The sequence below is a fragment of the Actinomadura fulvescens genome, assembly GCF_039533225.1.
Lineage (GTDB): Bacteria > Actinomycetota > Actinomycetes > Streptosporangiales > Streptosporangiaceae > Spirillospora > Spirillospora fulvescens.
The window spans coordinates 206,228-224,602 of the sequence record NZ_BAAATD010000004.1 but is presented as its reverse complement, the minus strand read 5'-3'; the positions used below and the strand labels follow the sequence as shown (position 1 = coordinate 224,602).

Here is an 18,375-nt window from a genome sequence, read left to right as displayed (position 1 = left end):
CTGTGCGTGAGGCTATTGTGCGCTCTCCTCGACGGAGACGCCCGGCAGCGCGTCGAGCCCGAGCTCGTGCAGCTGCGCGGCGAGCCGGGGCGGCACGCCGCGCAGCAGCAGCTGCCGCCGCATGCCGGTCGGCGTCTCGCGCGCGCTGACCACGAGCCGGAGGCCGTCGGTGTCGCTGAACTCGACGGCCGACAGGTCCAGGCACAGGGTGCCGCCGTGCTCGGGCAGCCCGTCGAGCGCCCGGGCGAGCGTCGGGCGCGAGGAGCCGTCGATGGCACCGGCCAGGACGAGCCCGGGCGGCGCGAACAGGGGCGAGACGCGCAGCACCCCGTCGTCGTGCAGGTCGTCGGCGCGCACCCGGTCGACGTGGTAGGACTCCAGCTGCTCCAGGCGGGCCTCGTCGAACCAGCGCCGGTCGTACTGGCAGATCGCCATCGCGTTGACCCGCGACGTCCGGAACACTTCGTCGATCTTGCGTTCGAACTCGGCGAACCGCTCGGTGCCCGGCCAGCCGCGCAGCGAGAACGTCTCCTCACCGGTGACCCGGACGCCCTTGTAGCCCTGGACGAGGGCGAGCTCGATCTCGGTGGCGAACAGGCTGATGATCTCGTCCGGGTCGAACCTGCCGGTGGCCATGTAGGCCTCCTCGGCGGTGCGGACCACGAACCGGCCCTCGTCCAGCGCCCCGGCGAGGTCGAGGCCCGCCGCGCCGGGCACGGCGCCCATCCAGCCGAGCACCTTGTCCGGCGGGTCCTGATCGGACAGGTAGATGATCTTGTGGTCGGCGGCGAGCCCGTCCCGGACGTACGAGAGCAGGATCGCCAGACGCTCCTCGGCGTTGTCGTACGAGAGGCAGAGGTGGTCGCCGAACTCCATAGTCCCGACCGTCTTGCCCGCGGTTGAAGAAGGCATTCGCGTCTCCCGTGCAGGTCTCCGGCCCGCGACGGGCGGGCCCGTGCACCCCCGGAGAGCACCCCCCGACGAGCTCTCGCCGTCAACGTACCAACACTGAACGCGACGTATGCGGAACATTGCGTAAGGACCAACGAGAAGCCTTGGCCTAACACGGCCACCCCCTTCAACGACCTCAGTCCGCACGCGAGCGCGCGGCGCTGAGCGGGGAACGAGCCGAAGGCGAGGTTCCCCGCGAAGATCGCGAAGCGATGTCGCCCGCCCGCTACACCCCCCACCCAGCCGCCCTTTGCGGTTCGGGGGCGAGCCGCCAGGCGAGCCCTCGAGGCCGTGAAAGCCTTAAAACACAGCCCGCACGCGAGCGCGCTAACGGGTCGTGAAGCGAGCCGAAGGCGAAGCTTCACGAGAGATCGCGAAGCGATGTAGCGCTCGCCGCTTTTGCGGTTCGGGGTCCGAGCCGCCAGGCGAGGACCCCGAGGCCGCGAAAGCCATAAACACAGCCGAAAAAGCTCTAAAATACGACTCGGACGAGGCTCTCCTGGAGCATGGTCAGCCAGTCGTACGCGGCGAACATCGCCATCCGTGGGTCGCGCGGATCCATCTCCGCGGCCTCCTCGTACCACTCCTCGGAGATGTCCAGCCGGGTGCCGAGGGCCAGCCGCACGTCGTTGAGCGCGCGCAACCAGGCCTGCGCCTGGTCGTCGTCCAGGACGGTGTCCACGCCCGCGGCGGCGCCCAGCGACGCCAGCACGGTCCCGGCGGCCTCGCGCTTGCCGTCGCGCAGGCCCATCTCGGTGTAGCGGCGGAACTCCCCGGCCGCGTCACCGTCATCGTGGTAGGCGTCGGGGAACAGCCGGGCCAGCACCGGATCGTCCGGCTTCTTTGCGTCGCCCGAGATGCCCAGCGCGGCCAGTTCGTCGTCCACGTCCGGCGTGTCGCCGAGGAGCTCCAGCAGCTGCTCCATCAGCGCTCGCACGAGCGCGGCCTCCTCCGGCTCCAGCCGCAGGACGACACCCTTGCGGGTCCTCTTGACGGCGCTCACGTGATGGTCATCCGGTCGCTCACGTTCATCGGCTCGCTCATGTTCATCCGGTCGCTCACGTTCAGGCGGTCACCCACTCAGTCGTCCCGCTTCACGGTGGCCCAGAGGCCGTACGAGTGCAGGATCTCGACGTCGCGCTCCATTTCCTCACGGGTGCCGTTGGCCACGACGGCACGGCCCTTGTGGTGCACGTCCAGCATCAGCTTCTCGGCCTTGGACTTGGGATAGCCGAAAACGGTCTGGAACACGTACGTGACGTACGACATCAGGTTGATGGGGTCGTTCCAGACGATCGCCAGCCAGGGCCGGTCGGAGCTCAGGTCCTGTTCGACGTCCGGCCGGTCCAGCTCGACCGGTGCAGGCGCAGTCATCGCCGCGAATCCCCTCTTCCCCACAGCGTCTCCCCGCGGAGCCTCTCCGCGGGAACGGGTCGCCCACGACACCGATGTTATTCACCCCGTCCACCGGCCTGTGTGGCGGGCCGTACGTCCATGGTGCACACACCGGGCCTTAGGGTTCCACTTGTGGACCTTGGTTACAGCACCGCGCTGCTCACTGACCAGTACGAATTGACCATGCTCCAGGCGGCCCTCCAGAGCGGAACGGCGACCCGGCGCGCGGTCTTCGAGGTGTTCGCCCGGCACCTGCCGGCCGGACGGCGGTACGGCGTCGTGGCCGGTACGGGACGGCTTCTGGACGCGATCGAGGCGTTCGGCTTCGACGCGCCCGCGCTGGAGTTCCTGGCCTCCCGCGGGGTCGTCGACGAGCCGACCGCGGAATGGCTGGAGGGATACCGCTTCTCCGGGAACGTCTGGGGATACGCCGAGGGCGAGTGTTATTTCCCGAACTCGCCGATCCTGGTCGTGGAAGGCACTTTTGCGGAGGCCGTCCTCCTGGAGACGCTCGTCCTGTCGATCCTCAACCACGACTGCGCGATCGCCTCCGCCGCGTCCCGGATGGTCCAGGCCGCCGAGGACCGGCCGCTGATCGAGATGGGCTCGCGGCGCACGCACGAGAAGGCGGCCGTCGCCGCGGCGCGCGCCGCCTACGTCGCGGGCTTCGCCACGACCTCCAACCTGGAGGCGGGCCGTTCGTACGGCGTGCCCACAGCCGGCACCAGCGCGCATGCGTTCACGCTGCTCCACGACAGCGAGCGGCACGCCTTCGCGGCCCAGCTGGAGGCGCTCGGCGAGAGCACCACCCTGCTCGTCGACACCTACGACGTGGAACGGGCCGTCAAGACGGCGGTCGAGCTCGCCGGACCGGGCCTCGGCGCGGTCCGGATCGACAGCGGCGACCTCGGCGTGGTGGCCCGGCAGGTGCGGGCGCAGCTGGACGCCCTCGGCGCCCACGACACCCGCGTGGTGGTCACCGGCGACCTGGACGAGTACGGCATCGCCTCCCTCGCCGCCGCGCCGGTGGACGGCTACGGCGTCGGCACCTCGCTCGTCACCGGCTCGGGCGCGCCCACCGCCTCGCTCGTCTACAAGCTGGTGGCCCGCGCGGACGGCCCGGCCGACACCGACCCGATGCGCCCGGTGGCGAAACGTTCGACGGGCAAACCCAGCCGCGGCGGCCGCAAGGCGGCGGTGCGCCGCGTCGACGGGCACGGCACAGCGTGCGTCGAGACCGTCACCACGGGAGAGCCCACGCCGGGCCCCCGCGACCGCGTGCTGCAGGTGCCGCTCGTCCAGGACGGTGTGATCGTGGGACGCGAGCCGCTGGAAGCCGCCCGCGAACGCCACCGGCGTTCCGTGGGAGAGCTCCCGGCCACGGCACGCCAGCTGTCGCGGGGGGAGCCCGCGCTGCCGACCGAGTTCGTCGACGGCGGCCCACGGCGATGAGGCGCCGAGGCGGGCGGGTTAACGTCACTGTTGTCCGGGGACGTACGGGGCAAGCGGATCAAGGAGCGAGCGGTATGGGCAAGGCTCTGGTCATCGTCGACGTGCAGAACGACTTTTGCGAGGGCGGGTCGCTCGCGGTGAGCGGCGGCTCGGCGGTGGCGACCGCGATCTCCGACCACGTCGCGGCGAACGGGTCCGCCTATGCGCACATCGTGGCCACCCGGGACTTCCATCTCGATCCCGGCGCGCACTTCTCCGAGGCGCCGGACTTCGTCGACAGCTGGCCGCCGCACTGCGTGATCGGCACGCCGGGCGCGGACTTCCATCCCAACCTGAAGCTGGCGCCGATCGAGGCGGTGTTCAGCAAGGGCCACCAGACCGCCGCCTACAGCGGCTTCGAGGGGCAGGCCGACGACGGCACGCCGCTCGCCGACTGGCTGCGCGACAGGCAGGTGGACGCGGTCGACATCGTCGGCATCGCCACCGACCACTGCGTGCGGGCGACCGCGGAGGACGCGGTGCGCGCCGGGCTGCGCACCACGGTCCTGCTCGACCTCACGGCGGCGGTCGCCGGGGACACCGCCGAACGCGCGCTGGACCGCCTGCGCGCCGAAGGCGTCGAGCTGACCGGCACGCCGGTCGTCCAAAGCTGACGAACCACCGGCGGCGCAGCCGGCCGGAGCAGCCGGCCGGAGCAGCCGACCGGAGCAGCCGAGACCGAGGAGGAGCTACGTGGCGAACGCACGGCCGGAGGTCATCGTGGTCATGGGCGTCTCCGGCAGCGGGAAGACGACCGTCGGCGAGAGGGTGGCCGAGCTCCTCGGCTGGGAGTACGCCGACGCCGACGCGTTCCACCCGCCCGCCAACATCGAGAAGATGGCCGCCGGGCATCCGCTGAACGACGCCGACCGCCTGCCCTGGCTGCGGGCGATCGCCGGGTGGATCAGCGACCACCTCGACTCGGGGACCCCCGGCGTGGTGTCGTGTTCGGCGCTCAAGCGCCGGTACCGCGAGCTGCTGGCCGGCGGGCGGCCCGAGGTGCGCGTCGCCTATCTCGAAGGCGAGCGCGACCTGATCGCGAGCCGGATGCGGGAACGCCGGGGCCACTTCTTTCAGGCCGAGATGCTGGACAGCCAGTTTCGCGATCTTGAGCCGCCCGCGCCGGACGAGAACGCTCTGTACGTCCCCATCACCGGCACGCCCGACGAGACCGCGGAGCTCATCGTGAAGGGCTTCGACCTGAGCTGACGCCGCGTTCCAGCACGCCCCCCGGACTCGCCAGGAGCCGGGCGGCCCCAGCGCGTCAGCGGCGTCGGGCCGCCCATTCTCGGATCTTGTCGATGCGCTTGCGCACGTCGTCGGCGGAGGCCTGCGCGATCGGCGGGCCGCCGCAGCTCTGCCGCAGCTCGGTGTGGATGACGCCGTGCGGCTTGCCGGTGCGGTGGTTCCACGCGCCGACCAGGCCGTTGAGCTCCTTGCGCAGCGCGGCGATGTCCTCGGCGGCCGTGCGGTCGTCACGGTCGGCGCGGTCGGCCCTGGGGTCGCCGGTCTTGCGCTTGCGCTCGTTGGCGATCTGCTCGGCCTGCCGCTTGCGCAGCAGCGCGGTCACCTGCTCGGGCTCCAGCAGCCCCGGGATGCCGAGGAAATCCTCCTCCTCGGCCGAGCCCGGCTGGGCCTGCATGCCGAACTCGCCGCCGTCGTAGAGCACCCGGTCGAACGTGGCGGACGCCTCGACCGTCTCGAACGGCAGCTCCTCCCCCACGTCGGGAGAGTCCTGCTTGCGGTTGGCCTCGGCGAGCAGCTCGTCGTCGAGCCCGTCCTCACGGACCGGGCGGTCGAGGACATGGTCGCGTTCGGTCTCCATCTCGTTGGCGTGCCCCATGAGGGTCGGCACCGACGGCAGGAACACCGACGCGGTCTCGCCGCGCTTGCGCGCCCGCACGAAACGCCCGACCGCCTGCGCGAAGAACAGCGGCGTGCTCGTCGAGGTCGCGTAGACGCCCACCGCCAGCCGCGGGATGTCGACCCCCTCGGAGACCATGCGGACCGCGACCATCCAGCGGTCCTCGGACTCGGTGAACCGCTTGATCTTCTTGGACGCGGTCGGGTCGTCGGAGAGCACGACGGTGGCTCCCTGGCCGCAGACCTCGCGGAGCATTCTGGCGTAGGCGCGCGCCGACTCGTGGTCGGAGGCGATGACCAGGCCGCCCGCGTCCGGAATGGCGCGGCGCAGCTCGGTGAGGCGCTTGTCGGCGGCGGCCAGCACCTGCTTGATCCAGTTGCCCTTGGGGTCGAGCGCGGCCCGCCAGGCCTGCGCCGTCTGGTCCTGGGTGAGCGGCTCGCCGAGCGTGGCGGCCAGCTCGTCGCCGGCCCGGGTGCGCCAGCGCATCTCGCCGGAGTAGGCCAGGAAGATCACCGGCCGGACGACGCCGTCGGCCAGGGCCGGGCCGTAGCCGTAGGTGTAGTCGGCGCGGCTGCGGCGGATGCCGTCCGGACCCTCCTCGTACTGCACGAACGGGATCGGGTTGATGTCGGTGCGGAACGGCGTGCCCGACAGCGCCACCCGCCGCGTGGCCGGCTCGAACGCCTCGCGCACCGCGTCACCCCAGGACAGGCCGTCGCCCGCGTGGTGCACCTCGTCGAAGATGATCAGCGTCTTGCGGGCCTCGGTGCGGTTGCGGTGCAGTGCCGGGCGGGCGGCCACGGTCGCGTAGGTGACGGCGACGCCGTGGAAGTCCTTGCCGACCCGGCCCTGCGCGTTCTGGAACTCGGGGTCGATCTTGATGCCGACGCGGGCCGCCGACTCGGCCCACTGGCGTTTGAGGTGCTCGGTGGGGCACACCACGGTGATGGCCACGATGATCCGGCGCTCCAGGAGCTCACGGGCCAGCCGCAGGGCGAACGTGGTCTTACCGGCACCGGGCGTCGCGACCGCCAGGAAGTCGCGCGGCCCTGGGTCCTCGCCTCTCGGGCCGAAGTACGCCTCCAGCGCCTGCTGCTGCCAGGCGCGCAGGGACGACGCGGTCCCCCACGCGGCCCGTTCGGGGAAGGCGGGGGGCATGCTCGATGCGGCGAAAGTGCTCACGGTCATCGAAGGCTACCGAGCCCCAGCGACAGAACGCGCCGCCGGCGACGCACTGTGCCGACGTTCACTCTCGGGTCCCGTCGCCCGGAACGCGGCCCACGCTGCACGGATGCGGCGTCCCTGACCAGGAGTGAACTCGTGCATGCAGTCGTCCCATCCGTAGTTCATGAAGTTGTGCACCGGGTCGGTCCCCGGCTGCAGGCAGGTGTCCCTGAACGGCGGGCACCCCTCGGTCGGCGCCGCTTCGTAGGGCGTGTCGGCCACTCCGTCGCCGGGCTCGTCGCAGGCGTTCTCGAACGTGTGGAAGAGCCCGAGCCAGTGTCCTATCTCGTGCACCGCCGTGTAGCCGAGGTTGAAGTGCCGGAACGCCCCGCCAGGCATGCTGCGGTAGTCGACCACCACTCCGTCGATGTGCGGCTCCTTGCGGAACCACTGGGGGAACGTCGAGAACCCCAGCATGTCGGAGCCGACCGAGGCGGTGTAGAGGTTCAGGGTGCCGGCCCCGCCCCGCCGCAGCGCCTTCTTCATCGCGACCTCGTGCTGCTGGGGCGCCCGGAACCACTCGCTGTTGTCCCTCACGCCATACTTTTCCAGCCGGAACGTGACGCCGGTGTCGGCCCCGCCCTTCCCACCCCCGTACGCGGCGTTCAAGATGGCGATCAGCTGCCGGGCGGCCCCGCGGGCCAATCGGCCTCTGTCGCCGTCCGTGATGACATGGAGCCGGACCGGCACCTCGATCCTCGCGGCCCGCCTGCGCGTGGAGTCCAGAGCGCGTTCGTCCGCCCCGTACCGGCTCCGCAGGGTCCGGTGCAGGTCGGTCAGCATCGCCTCCACCTGGGCACGTCCCAGGTCCGCGCGATCCCGCTCCGGGCCGGCCCGGCCGCGTGCACCCGATCGCGTCACCCCGCCTGGCGCACAATCGGTGGCCGCGACACGTTCCCCCTGCCGATCGCGCGCCGACAGCGTGCCAACACCTACCGAACTCGAACCGGCACACACCGTCACCAACAGTGCGCACGCCAAAACCCCGACACCCCGCCCCATGACTCCCCGTACCCGAACGTAAGGCCGTCTCGCCGCCCCGCCCGGCCGCCGTTCCCACCGGCGGCCCGCGCTCGGCCCTCGCAGCCGCCGGAACGGCGGTTACAAGATCATGACAGTGTCGTGCCCCCGCGCGGCGGCGTTTACTCGTCCCCGCCGCCCTTGCCCGACTGCATGGACTCGTAGATCTCCTTGCACTCCGGGCAGACCGGGTACTTCTTGGGGTCGCGGTTGGGCACCCAGATCTTGCCGCACAGCGCCACCACGGGCGTCCCGCTGACGGCGCTCTCGGTGATCTTGGCCTTCTTCACGTAGTGCGCGAACCGCTCGTGATCGCCGTCGCCGTGCGAGAGATCCGGCTTGACATCACTCTGTGTGTCGCTGTCGGGAAGAATTCTCGTACTCACAGCATCACCTTAGTTGAGCGTCGGGTCGTCGGGGAAAGTGGAGACGAAGGCCAGGTCGCCGCCCTGACGGCGGAGCACCTCCTGCCAGAGCCGGTCCGGGTCGCCCGCGAAGACGTCGCCCGCCTCGGCCGGTACGAGGTACCAGGCGCCGTCCTCCACCTCTGACCGGAGCTGGCCAGCCGACCAGCCGGCGTATCCGGCGAAGACGCGCAGCTGCAAAAGCTCGGGCGCGAGCAGCCCGGGCGGGGCGTCCAGGTCCACCAGGCCGACCCGCGCCACCGACGGATCACCGTCCAGCGCCCGCCAGCCGAGCGGCTCGTCCTCGCCCGGCAGCCGGGCCAGCGCGAGCGCGTTGTCGAGTGCCACCGGACCGCCCTGGAAGACGACGGACGGGCCGGTCACAAGCTCGGCCCAGGGCGGCAGCACCCGGTCGACGGGCACCTCGGTGGGCCGGTTGAGGACGACTCCCAGCGTGCCGCCCTCAAGGTCGTGTTCGACCACGAGCACCACGCTCCGCTTGAAGTTGGGGTCGTCCAGCTGCGGCGTCGCGACCAACAGAAGACCCACCCTGATGCCGTCGTCCATGCGTTCCATGATGCGTTGCCCATACCTCCGGCGGCACATGCCCCCGCTCGTTAACCTGTTAGGCATTCCTATCTCTGGGGAAATCGACAGAATACGGTCCCACGTTAAAAGATGATCTAGGGAGTGCCGGGAGAATCCCGGTACAGACCGGCGAGCGGAAGGAACTGCGATGCAGTTGCCGAGGGTCGTCATCGCAGCCGTGTTCTTCGTCATCGGGGCGCTGATCGCGATCCCCGCCATCATCAGGACCACCGGGGACTCCAACGCCTCCACCACCCCGGCCGGGTCGACGACGAGCCCTTCGCCCACGGGCACCAGCCCCAGCCCGACGACCACGCGCACCACCACCGCGTCCCCGACGCGGACGACGTCGCCGACCCCCACGCGCACAAGCTCCACGCCGGCGCCGACACCGACCCGGACGACTCCCGCACAGCCGCTCACCGCGACCATCGGCACGCCGTCCTGTCCCGGCCGCAAGGTCACGATCACGGTGCGCAACACGGGCGCGCAGGCCGAGGATTACGCGATCGAACGCGACGACGGCTCGGCGTCCATCCCCGGCCGCATCGCCGCCGGCGCGACGCGCGAGAGCACCCTCACGCTGCGCGAAGACCGCTCCACCCGCGTCGAGGTCACGCACGCCAACGACTCGGTGCTGGTCAGGACCCGCAAGGCCAACTGCAAGGCCGCCCCGCCCCCCGAGAACCTGCCGGTCACCGGAGCCGACGACACCGTCCTGTGGGCCCGCGCCGTGACCGGCGGCGCCGCCATGGTCACCGGGATCATCATCTTCTGGTACGGCGGCATCTGGCCGCGCCGCCGCGCGGAGCTCTTCGACAAGAAGTGATCCGCGCGGCGACGACCGGCGGTCAGGCCTCGGTGCGCGGGCGGCCTCCGGCGGCCTCCCGGACGGCGCCCGCGACGCGGGTGCTCACGTCCGGGTGGAAGACGCTCGGCACGATGTAGTTGGGGCCGAGCTCGGCGTCGGTCACGACCTCGGCCAGCGCCTTGGCCGCGGCCAGCAGCATCTCCTGGGTGACCCCGTCGGCCTGCGCGTCCAGCAGGCCGCGGAAGACGCCGGGGAAGGCCAGCACGTTGTTGATCTGGTTGGGGTAGTCGCTGCGGCCGGTGGCCACCACGGCGGCGTGCTCGCGCGCCTCGTCCGGCGAGACCTCGGGCTCGGGGTTGGCGAGCGCGAAGACGATCGCGTCGCTCTTCATGGTGGCGATGTCGTCGCCGGTGAGGATGTTGGGCGCCGACACCCCGACGAACACGTCGGCGTCCTTGACCGCGCCCTTGAGGTCGCCCGCGTAGCCCTCGGCGTTGGTGTGCTCGGCGATCCAGCGCAGCGAGTCGTCCAGATCCTCGCGACCCAGGTGGACGGCGCCGTAGTAGTCGCACACGACCACGTCGCCGGCGCCCGCGTGCAGGAGCAGGCGCAGGATCGCGCTGCCCGCCGCGCCCGCACCCGACATGGCGATGCGGACCTGGCTCAGATCCTTGCCGACGACGCGGAGCGCGTTGGTGAGCGCGGCCAGGACGCAGATCGCGGTGCCGTGCTGGTCGTCGTGGAACACCGGGATGTCGAGCAGGTCGCGCAGCCGGGCCTCCACCTCGAAGCAGCGCGGCGCGGAGATGTCCTCCAGGTTGATGCCGCCGAACGCCGGCGCGAGGATCTGGACGGTACGGACGATCTCGTCGGTGTCCTGGGTGTCGAGGCAGATCGGCCAGGCGTCGATCCCGGCGAACCGCTTGAACAGCGCCGCCTTGCCCTCCATGACCGGCAGCGCCGCCTCGGGGCCGATGTTGCCGAGGCCGAGCACCGCCGAGCCGTCGGTGACGACGGCGACGCTGTTGCGCTTGATGGTCAGCCGCCGGACGTCCTCGGGATTGCGGGCGATCGCCAGTGAGACCCGGGCGACGCCGGGCGTGTAGGCCATGGACAGCTCGTCGCGGTTGCGCAGCGGCACCTTCGACATCATCTCGATCTTGCCGCCGAGGTGCATGAGGAAGGTCCGGTCGCTGACCTTGTGGATGCTGATGTCGTCGATCGTCTCGAGCACCCCGGCGATCGCCTCGGCGTGCTCGGTGTCGCGGGTCGCGATCGTGACGTCGATGCGCAGCTTCTCGTGCCCGGCCGTGTTGACGTCGAGCGCCGTGACGATGCCGCCGGCGTTCTCGACGACGTGGGTGATCTGGCTGACGGCCTTGCCGCCGGCCGGGACCTCCAGCCGGACGGTGATGGAGTACGACACGCTGGGCACGCTGGCCACGTCACTAGCTCCCTTGCTACGACCTGTATCGGGCCGCCGCCCGGCCTCTCCGCGCGGCTCAGACCGCCCCGGCCGCGGCGACGATCAGATCCACGACGGCGGGCTCGGGGAGCCTCGTACTGTCGATCACGAGGTGGTAGAGCCGCGGATCGGCGGAGTCGACCCCGTAGAAGTGCTTCACGTAGGCCGCCCGGGCGCGGTCATTGTCATCGAGCATACGCTCCAGATCGCGCTGGGACGTCCTCGTCCGTGCGGTTGGCCGCGCGTTTGGAGGTTCGACCGAAGAGCCGGCGGCCTCGGCGGAGCGCCGCAGTTCCTCGCGGGCGCGCGCGAGGCGGCGCTCCTTGGACGCGTCGAGCCGTACGTGCAGGGCGTCCACCCGCCTCTTCAGCACCACCGCCCCGGCCCGGCCGAGGAGCACGCCGCCGTCCGTCTCCGCCGCCCTGGTCATCACCTGCTCGGTCCGGGCCACGAACTCCTCTTCGGGCAAGATCGTGCGATCGGGCAGGTAGACGTCCATGCCGCCGAGCGTGACGTTCGGCAGCCGTGCCGCGCCGGCCAGGATGCGGCCGATTCCGCTCTCGGCCCGGCCGTCGTGGGCCAGGGCCTCCTCCAGGGAACAGCCGATCTCGGCCGCGACCGTAACGGGAATCGCCCGGTCGATGAAGGGCAGCCCCAGCCGTTCGGCGACGGCGGGCCCAATCGAGGCGCCGCCCGCGCCAAATGTGGCCGAGACCGTCACCACCCGTGCACTCACACGAGAGTCATGCCCTCTTTTATTGCTTTCACGGCCTCGGGTCCTCGCCTGGCGGCTCGGACCCGAACCGCCATCCCACAGCGCCCCGCCCGCCACCCATCAATCGACAAGCTCCGCTTGACGTCCATAGCGGCGAGCGCGACATCGCTTCGCGATCTTTCGTGGAGCATCGCCTCCGGCTCGCTCCACGACCCGTTAGCGCGCTCGCGTGCAACCTGGGCACGTACATAGCGTCAGAAGAGGGCCGATTGGAGGGCTCGGCGGGCACGGCCGACGCGGGGGTCGTCCGAGGGCAGGATCTCGAACAGCTTCAGCAGATGCTTGCGGGCGGTGTCGCGGTCGTCGCCGGCGGTGCGCTTGACCGTGCCGATCAGCCGGTCGAACGCGGCGTCGACCCGGCCCGTCACGACCTCGACGTCGGCGGCGCGGGTCTGCGCGAGCACGTCGCCCGGGTCGGCGTCCGCCTCGGCGATGGCCTTCTGCGCGTCGAGGTCGCCGATCCGCCGTCCGAGCTCGATACGGGCCAGGCCGGTCTTGGCGTACTCGTCGCGCGGGTCGGTGTCGAGGATGCGCTGGAACGCGGTGGCGGCGGCGTCGAGGTCGCCGCTGTCGAGCGCCTCCTCGGCGGCCGCGTACACCGGGTCGACGCCGGGCTGCTCGGCCTCGTCCGGCACCTCCTCGCCCTGGGGGGCCTCGGGCAGGATGCCCTCCTGCCGCAGCGCCTCGAAGAGCTGGTCGATGGCCTGCCTGACCTGCGGCTCGGGCGCGGCGCCGTTGAGGAACGGCATGAGCTGCCCGGCCACCACGACCGCGACGAACGGGATGCCCCGGATGCCCATCTGCTGCATGTAGGCACCGAGCTGCGGGTTGGCGTCGATGTCGACCTTGGCCAGCACCCACTTGCCCGCCGCCTCGGTGGCGAGCTTCTCCAGGATGGGACCGAGCTGCTTGCACGGCCCGCACCATTCGGCCCAGAAGTCGACCAGGACCGGAACGGCCCGTGACCGCTCCACCACCTCGGTGTTGAAGGTCTGGTCGGTGACGTCCAGGACGTACGGGCCGCCTGCCGCGCCCGCTCCCGCCCCCGGCGCGGCGCCGCCCGCCGCGCGGCGCTCCTGCTGCTTCTTCGCGGCGGCCTGGCGGGCACCCAGATCGACGGCACCGTACAAGGAAAAGTCCCGAGAAGACATGGGTCCATCCTGCCTCATGACGGGCCGCCCCCGTACTCCCGTCCGCTCCCAGCGGAGCGCGACGCGGCCGGCGGGCCGCCTCCCGCTTCCCGGCAGAGCCGAACATTCCCACTGAATCAACCCTTTACTGGACGGGCAAAGGATTCAGACCATCCGCCGTAAGAGGAGAAAGACTGCTGACAGCGATCACCAAGCCTGGTTATAGTCACGATGTCGATGCATGGTGCGACGGCAAAAGGGGGTGCCGTCCGAAAGCCGGGGAGGGCGATCGGACGGCCGGGGCGAACGCCGCGTGACGGGAAAGGTCACCGGAGTTCGCCGCCTGTCGCTTGAAGCATGACGAATCAATGGGGGGTTCAAAGTGATCGCGGAGCATTCCGCGATCGTGGCCCGTGGGATGGGTGTCCGCCGCAGGGGGCGGTGGTGCCTACGCCCGGTGACCTTCGGTGTCTCCGAAGGCGTGGCCGGCCTGGCCGGTCCACCTGGTGTCGGTAAATCCACCCTGCTGGCCACGCTCGCGACATTGCGCCGACCGCATGTCGGCACATTGAAGATTGCCGGATACGACACCGGGAATAACACCGAACTGCGTGCGGTACGGGCCCGGATCGGTTATCTGCCGGGCGATGTCTCCTGGGCCGACAATCTTACGGTCGGGGAGTTCGTCTCCTATGCGGCCTATTACAAACGCGTACGTCCCGATGCGACGCGTTCAGTACTGAAACGGCTCGATCTCCTCGAATCCGAATCGACCGAGCTGGGCCTCGTACCGCCGGACGTCCGCCTCCGCGCCGGTCTGGCGGCGACGTGCGTGCACGAGCCCGAACTCGTGGTCCTCGACGAACCGCTGAACGGGGTGGACGACGCCGAGGCGAGCGAACTGGTCCCCCTCATCGCCGCGCTGGCGCCGACCGTCCTGGTCTCGGCCCCGACGGCACACGCGCTCACCGGATGGTGCGACCGCGTACTGACCCTGGCCCGAGGCAGGCTGACCGAATTCGCCCCCCGGCCAGTGCCCGCATGGACAGCAGGAAGGGGCCCAGTGGCTGCCATGGGAACGGAGCCCTCCGGATTCGCAATGCCCGACCCGCACCGCGAGCGCGCGGCGCTGAGCGGAGAACGAGCCGAAGGCGAAGTTCCCCGCGAAGATCGCGAAGCGATGTCGCGCTCGCCGCTTTTGCGGTTCGGGGGCGAGCCGCCAGGCGAGCCCCCGAGGCCGCAAGAGCCAAAAATACAGCCGCGAAGGCAGACCAGACTCGCCGGTGTCTGAGCTCGGACGGGTACTCCGGGTGGAGGCCCGCCGGACGGCACTGCTCATCGCGGTGCCGTTGCTCACTGCCGTCGGCGTGGTGACGGCTTGGCTTTCGCTGGTGCCCGGGGTCGCCTACTGGGACAACACGGTGGTCGCGCTGGTCAACTCGGTGCGGGTGCTGGGTCCGCTGGCGGCCGGGCTGACGGCCTGGGCCGCGGTGCGGGAGCGCCGGCTCGACTACCTGCGCGATCTGACCTCCCGGGCCCCCGCCACCGGGGCGCTCGTGGACATGGCGCTGCTCTCGGCGGCCGCGCTGCTCGCGTACGGGACGGTCACGGCCGTGGTGGCCGTCGACACGCTGCTGCGCGAACAGGCGGGCGCCGCGCAGCCGATGGGAATCCTGGCGGGCGCGACGGCCCTGGTCATGCACGTCGTCATCGGCTACCTGGCGGGCCGGCTCGTACCGCGCCCGGCGACCGCCGTCGTGGTGCTCGCGGGGACGTGGCTGTGGGCGGCCGCGCGGGGAACGAGCACCTCCTGGTGGAGTCTGCTGCCGCCGGCCGCGCTCAACGAGGTGGAACTGTTCACGGGCCTGCGACCGTGGGTGCTGGCCGCCGAGGTGTCGTGGTCGGCCGGGCTGACCGTCACGCTGGTCCTCGCGTACGTGTGGTGGGTGAACCGGCGCCCCTGGACGATCGTGCCCCTGCTGGCCGCGGTCTCCCTGACCGCCCTCGCCACCCTCGGGCTGGAGTCGTCGGACGGCCGCGCCGTGAGCCCGGTGCCGACCGCCCCGTCCTGCCGCGAGTGGCCGCTCACGATCTGCGTGCATCCGGCGCTGCGCGGCGCGCTGCCCGCGCTGATGACCGCCACGACCCCGCTGGCGGCCCGGCTGAACGGTACGCCCGGCGCGTTCACGAGGATCGAGCAGCGTCCCGGCACGGCACCGGCCGGGGTGTCGAAGGGCGTGGCCGGCGTTCATCTCGACGATCTGTCACCGGGCTACGAGGCCCAGGTCGTCCGCCAGATCAGGGACGGGCTGGTGGACCGGCGGGCCTGCGCGGGCCAGCGGCGGCGGGCGGCGGCCGAGTACCGGGCCATGATCGACGCGTGGCTGCTGGGCACCGAGCAGCCGGACGTCTCCGACCCGTGGGCCGCCCGCGCGTTCGGCGGCTGGACCGAACAGCAGCGCCGCGCCTGGCTGCGGGCCAACTTCGCCGCGTACCACCGCTGCGCGCTGACCGCGCGCGCGTTCCGCTGAGGAACCCTCTGCATGACCACGACGGAACCCCCCAGATCCGCCGTGATCATGCAGAAGCCTTTATCGTGCGGCGGTCACCGGCTCCCGGAGCCAGTTCCGCTCCACGAAGTACGGGGCGAGCGGGAGGACGGACGCGATCAGCGCGAGCACCGTGCGCTTGACGTCCCAGCCGAGCGGTCCCCGGACCACGAAGACCAGGGCCACGAACGCCAGGAACAGCACCCCGTGGATCGGCCCCATGATCTGCACTCCCGCCTCGAACTCCGACGTGCGCTTGAGCACGGAGCAGAGCAGCAGGATCAGGAACGAGGTCGCCTCGGCGATCGAGACGTACCGGAAGATGCGCACGGTGTCCACGATCGACCAACGTACCGCTACCCGCGCGGTGTTTCCGCCAGCGGCATGACACCGATCACACCGGCCTTAGGGGCCTTAGGGCGGCCCGATACGACCGGCACCGCGAAGTGAGGTGAGGAGCGGGCGATGCCGGGAATGCCTCGTACATGGCCCGATCCGAACGCGAGGCTAAGGCCCGCGAGGACGACACCAAGCCCGAGCCGACCCCTGCCGCCCCGGTCCCCGCGCCCGCCCAAGGCGCCCGCCGCGGCGGTGGCCTGCGCGTCTCCCTCCTCCTGGTCGTGGCGACCATCGCGCTGGTGCTGCTCGCGCAGCAGACGCTGCGGATGTTGCCCGACTGGATCAACCCGTTCGACGAGAAGCCCAAGGACCGCAGCGGCCCGGTGCTGCTGCAGTCGATCCGCGATCTCTCGCGGTACGAGGCGGCCAGCGGCAACTTCCAGGTGATCGTGGACCTGGAGAAGGACGCCCAGTTCCTGCCGAGCGCGGTGCGCGGCTCCCGGACGTTGTTCGTCGGGCACGGTTCGGTCGACGCCTACGTCGACTTCGGCAAGCTCGCCGACGGTGCGATCAGCGTGAACGCCGACCGCACCGCCGCGACGGTACGGCTGCCCAAGGCGCAACTGGAGCCGACCAACCTCGACACCAAGAAGAGCTACGTGTTCTCCTCGCAGCGCGGCCTGATCAATCGTTTCGGGGACTTCTTCGGCAACAACCCCAACAACCAGCAGCAGCTCTACGTGCTGGCGGCGCAGAAGATCCAGACCGCCGCCAACGAGAGCGGCCTGCCCGCCCGCGCCGACCAGAACACCAGGCAGATGCTGGAGCAGCTCCTGAAATCCCTGGGCTTCACGACCGTCAAGATCGAGCCCGCCGCCCAATAACTCCCACGCCCCACGACTCTGCCGCCCCGCGACCCCGCCGCCCAACGGACCCCGGCCGTCACGCGATCTTGCCGCCCCATGACCCCGGCCGCGCACCGCGAGCGCGCTACCTGAGCTTGGAGCGAGCCGAAGGCGAAGCTCCAAGCGAAGATGGCGAAGCCATGTCGCGCTCGCCCTTCTGCGGTCTGAGTCGTGAGCCGCCAGGCGAACGACTCACACCACAGAAGAAATAAGCAGAGCATCACCCTGGCCGCCGCCGCCGCAGAGGCCCGCGGCGCCGAGGCCGCCGCCGCGCCGCTTCAGCTCGTACGCCAGGTGCAGGACGATCCGGGCGCCCGACATGCCGACCGGGTGGCCGAGCGCGATCGCGCCGCCGTTGACGTTGACCTTGTCGGGGCCGACGCCGAGGTCCTTCATCGACTGGAGCCCGACCGACGCGAACGCCTCGTTGATCTCGATGACGTCCAGGTCGTCCACGCTCAGGCCCGCCTTGCCGAGGGCGTGCTTGATCGCGTTGGACGGCTGCGACTGGAGCGAGTTGTCGGGGCCCGCGACGTTGCCGTGCGCGCCGATCTCGGCCAGCCAGGTGAGGCCGAGCTCCTCGGCCTTGCGCCTGGACATCACGACGACCGCGGCGGCGCCGTCGGAGATCTGCGAGGACGACCCGGCGGTGATCGTGCCCTCCTTGGAGAACGCGGGCCGCAGCCGGGCCAGCGACTCGGCGGTGGTGTCGCCGCGCACGCCCTCGTCGGTGTCGAAGACGATGGGGTCGCCCTTGCGCTGCGGGATCTCGACCGGCGCGATCTCCTCCGCGAACACCCCGTTCTTGATCGCCTCGGCGGCGCGCCGGTGCGAGCGGGCGGAGAAGCCGTCCTGGTCCTCGCGGGAGATGCCGAGCCGGGCGTTGTGGCCCTCGGTGGACTCGCCCATCGAGAGGCCGTCGAAGGCGTCGGTCAGCGCGTCGAGGGCCATGTGGTCGAGGACCTCGATCGAGCCGTACTTGTAGCCGCCGCGCGACTTGGGCAGCAGGTGCGGCGCCTGGGTCATCGACTCCATGCCGCCCGCCACCACGATGTCGAACTCGCCGGCGCGGATCAGCTGGTCGGCGAGCGCGATCGCGTCCAGGCCGGACAGGCAGACCTTGTTGATGGTGATCGACGGAACGCGCATCGGGATCCCGGCCTTGACCGCGGCCTGCCGGGACGGGATCTGCCCGGCTCCGGCCTGCAGCACCTGGCCCATGATCACGTACTCGACCTGCTCGCCCGTGATCCCCGCACGTGCCAGCGCGTGCTTGATCGCGTGGGCGCCGAGGTCGGCGGCCGGGAAGTCCTTGAGCGAGCCGAGCAGGCGCCCGATCGGCGTACGTGCTCCGGCGACGATCACGGACGGGTTGGTGCTCATAAGAGGGGGCCTCCACAAGGGTTCGGCGGCGACATTTGTCACGATACCCACGACGACCCGAACCTCTTCCGCCGGGAGAAC

At 70.9% G+C, this 18,375-nt stretch carries 19 protein-coding genes; 7 read left to right on the top strand and 12 right to left on the bottom strand.

The annotated features are described in order from the left end of the window. Nucleotides 1-12: 12 nt before the first annotated feature. The 3 genes from ABD333_RS16755 to clpS form a co-directional block, all read right to left on the bottom strand. On the bottom strand, nucleotides 13-912 hold the full coding sequence (locus ABD333_RS16755) for an MEDS domain-containing protein (protein WP_344541899.1): 900 nt from the start codon (nucleotides 910-912) through the stop codon (nucleotides 13-15). Between the two features lie 511 nt (nucleotides 913-1,423). Further along, the gene (locus tag ABD333_RS16750) at nucleotides 1,424-1,954 is read right to left on the bottom strand and encodes a DUF2017 domain-containing protein (protein ID WP_344541897.1); all 531 of its coding nucleotides are present in this window, start codon (nucleotides 1,952-1,954) and stop codon (nucleotides 1,424-1,426) included. Between the two features lie 77 nt (nucleotides 1,955-2,031). Next, a complete protein-coding gene (clpS, locus tag ABD333_RS16745; RefSeq protein ID WP_344541895.1) occupies nucleotides 2,032-2,325 on the bottom strand; it encodes an ATP-dependent Clp protease adapter ClpS in 294 nt (97 codons plus the stop codon). Nucleotides 2,326-2,445: 120 nt separating this feature from the next. Between clpS and ABD333_RS16740 the strand changes: the two genes are divergently transcribed. From ABD333_RS16740 to ABD333_RS16730, 3 genes are all read left to right on the top strand, one after another. Beyond that, nucleotides 2,446-3,798, top strand: coding sequence for a nicotinate phosphoribosyltransferase (locus ABD333_RS16740; RefSeq protein WP_344541893.1), 1,353 nt, complete (start codon nucleotides 2,446-2,448; stop codon nucleotides 3,796-3,798). Between the two features lie 74 nt (nucleotides 3,799-3,872). Next, on the top strand, nucleotides 3,873-4,451 hold the full coding sequence (locus ABD333_RS16735; RefSeq protein ID WP_344541891.1) for an isochorismatase family protein: 579 nt from the start codon (nucleotides 3,873-3,875) through the stop codon (nucleotides 4,449-4,451). Nucleotides 4,452-4,530: 79 nt separating this feature from the next. Beyond that, nucleotides 4,531-5,046, top strand: a complete 516-nt coding sequence (locus ABD333_RS16730) for a gluconokinase (protein WP_344541890.1) — start codon at nucleotides 4,531-4,533, stop codon at nucleotides 5,044-5,046. Nucleotides 5,047-5,101: 55 nt separating this feature from the next. Here the strand turns inward: ABD333_RS16730 and ABD333_RS16725 are convergent, their stop codons facing one another. The 4 genes from ABD333_RS16725 to ABD333_RS16710 all read right to left on the bottom strand — a co-directional run bounded on the left by ABD333_RS16725 (nucleotide 5,102) and on the right by ABD333_RS16710 (nucleotide 8,916). Next, nucleotides 5,102-6,859, bottom strand: a complete 1,758-nt coding sequence (locus tag ABD333_RS16725; RefSeq protein WP_344542645.1) for a DEAD/DEAH box helicase — start codon at nucleotides 6,857-6,859, stop codon at nucleotides 5,102-5,104. A 36-nt stretch (nucleotides 6,860-6,895) separates the two neighbouring features. Next, nucleotides 6,896-7,708, bottom strand: a complete 813-nt coding sequence (locus ABD333_RS16720; protein ID WP_344541889.1) for a zinc metalloprotease — start codon at nucleotides 7,706-7,708, stop codon at nucleotides 6,896-6,898. 359 nt (nucleotides 7,709-8,067) lie between these two features. Next, nucleotides 8,068-8,331 carry a DUF3039 domain-containing protein gene (locus ABD333_RS16715; RefSeq protein WP_344541888.1) on the bottom strand — a complete coding sequence of 88 codons (264 nt, stop codon included), beginning with the start codon at nucleotides 8,329-8,331 and terminating at the stop codon, nucleotides 8,068-8,070. 9 nt (nucleotides 8,332-8,340) lie between these two features. Further along, complete coding sequence (locus tag ABD333_RS16710) at nucleotides 8,341-8,916, bottom strand: YqgE/AlgH family protein (protein WP_344541887.1); 576 nt, start codon at nucleotides 8,914-8,916, stop codon at nucleotides 8,341-8,343. Nucleotides 8,917-9,085: 169 nt separating this feature from the next. On the opposite strand from ABD333_RS16710, the gene ABD333_RS16705 reads away from it, so the two are divergent. Beyond that, nucleotides 9,086-9,766 carry a hypothetical protein gene (locus tag ABD333_RS16705; protein ID WP_344541886.1) on the top strand — a complete coding sequence of 227 codons (681 nt, stop codon included), beginning with the start codon at nucleotides 9,086-9,088 and terminating at the stop codon, nucleotides 9,764-9,766. 22 nt (nucleotides 9,767-9,788) lie between these two features. Here the strand turns inward: ABD333_RS16705 and ABD333_RS16700 are convergent, their stop codons facing one another. The 3 genes from ABD333_RS16700 to ABD333_RS16690 all read right to left on the bottom strand — a co-directional run bounded on the left by ABD333_RS16700 (nucleotide 9,789) and on the right by ABD333_RS16690 (nucleotide 13,139). Beyond that, entirely contained in the window at nucleotides 9,789-11,192 is a 1,404-nt protein-coding gene (locus tag ABD333_RS16700) for an NAD-dependent malic enzyme (RefSeq protein ID WP_344541885.1), read from the bottom strand. A gap of 58 nt (nucleotides 11,193-11,250) precedes the next feature. Then, a complete protein-coding gene (locus ABD333_RS16695) occupies nucleotides 11,251-11,949 on the bottom strand; it encodes a cytidylate kinase-like family protein (protein ID WP_344541884.1) in 699 nt (232 codons plus the stop codon). Nucleotides 11,950-12,182: 233 nt separating this feature from the next. After that, nucleotides 12,183-13,139: a tetratricopeptide repeat protein gene (locus ABD333_RS16690; RefSeq protein ID WP_344541883.1), complete on the bottom strand. Its 957-nt coding sequence runs from the start codon at nucleotides 13,137-13,139 to the stop codon at nucleotides 12,183-12,185. Between the two features lie 436 nt (nucleotides 13,140-13,575). On the opposite strand from ABD333_RS16690, the gene ABD333_RS16685 reads away from it, so the two are divergent. Beyond that, entirely contained in the window at nucleotides 13,576-14,409 is an 834-nt protein-coding gene (locus ABD333_RS16685) for an ATP-binding cassette domain-containing protein (protein WP_344541882.1), read from the top strand. Beyond that, nucleotides 14,402-15,649, top strand: a complete 1,248-nt coding sequence (locus tag ABD333_RS16680) for a hypothetical protein (RefSeq protein ID WP_344541881.1) — start codon at nucleotides 14,402-14,404, stop codon at nucleotides 15,647-15,649. Before ABD333_RS16685 ends, ABD333_RS16680 begins: the two co-directional genes overlap by 8 nt. A gap of 60 nt (nucleotides 15,650-15,709) precedes the next feature. On the opposite strand, the gene ABD333_RS16675 is transcribed toward ABD333_RS16680, so the two are convergent. Further along, nucleotides 15,710-16,006 (bottom strand): DUF3817 domain-containing protein, encoded by a 297-nt coding sequence (locus tag ABD333_RS16675; RefSeq protein ID WP_344541879.1) that lies wholly within the window; start codon nucleotides 16,004-16,006, stop codon nucleotides 15,710-15,712. Nucleotides 16,007-16,152: 146 nt separating this feature from the next. Here ABD333_RS16675 and ABD333_RS16670 point away from each other — a divergent pair, with 146 nt between their 5' ends. After that, complete coding sequence (locus tag ABD333_RS16670; RefSeq protein ID WP_344541878.1) at nucleotides 16,153-16,890, top strand: DUF4230 domain-containing protein; 738 nt, start codon at nucleotides 16,153-16,155, stop codon at nucleotides 16,888-16,890. 213 nt (nucleotides 16,891-17,103) lie between these two features. Here ABD333_RS16670 and ABD333_RS16665 read toward each other — a convergent pair whose 3' ends face one another. Then, a complete protein-coding gene (locus tag ABD333_RS16665; protein WP_344541876.1) occupies nucleotides 17,104-18,294 on the bottom strand; it encodes an acetyl-CoA C-acetyltransferase in 1,191 nt (396 codons plus the stop codon). Nucleotides 18,295-18,375 lie beyond the last annotated feature (81 nt).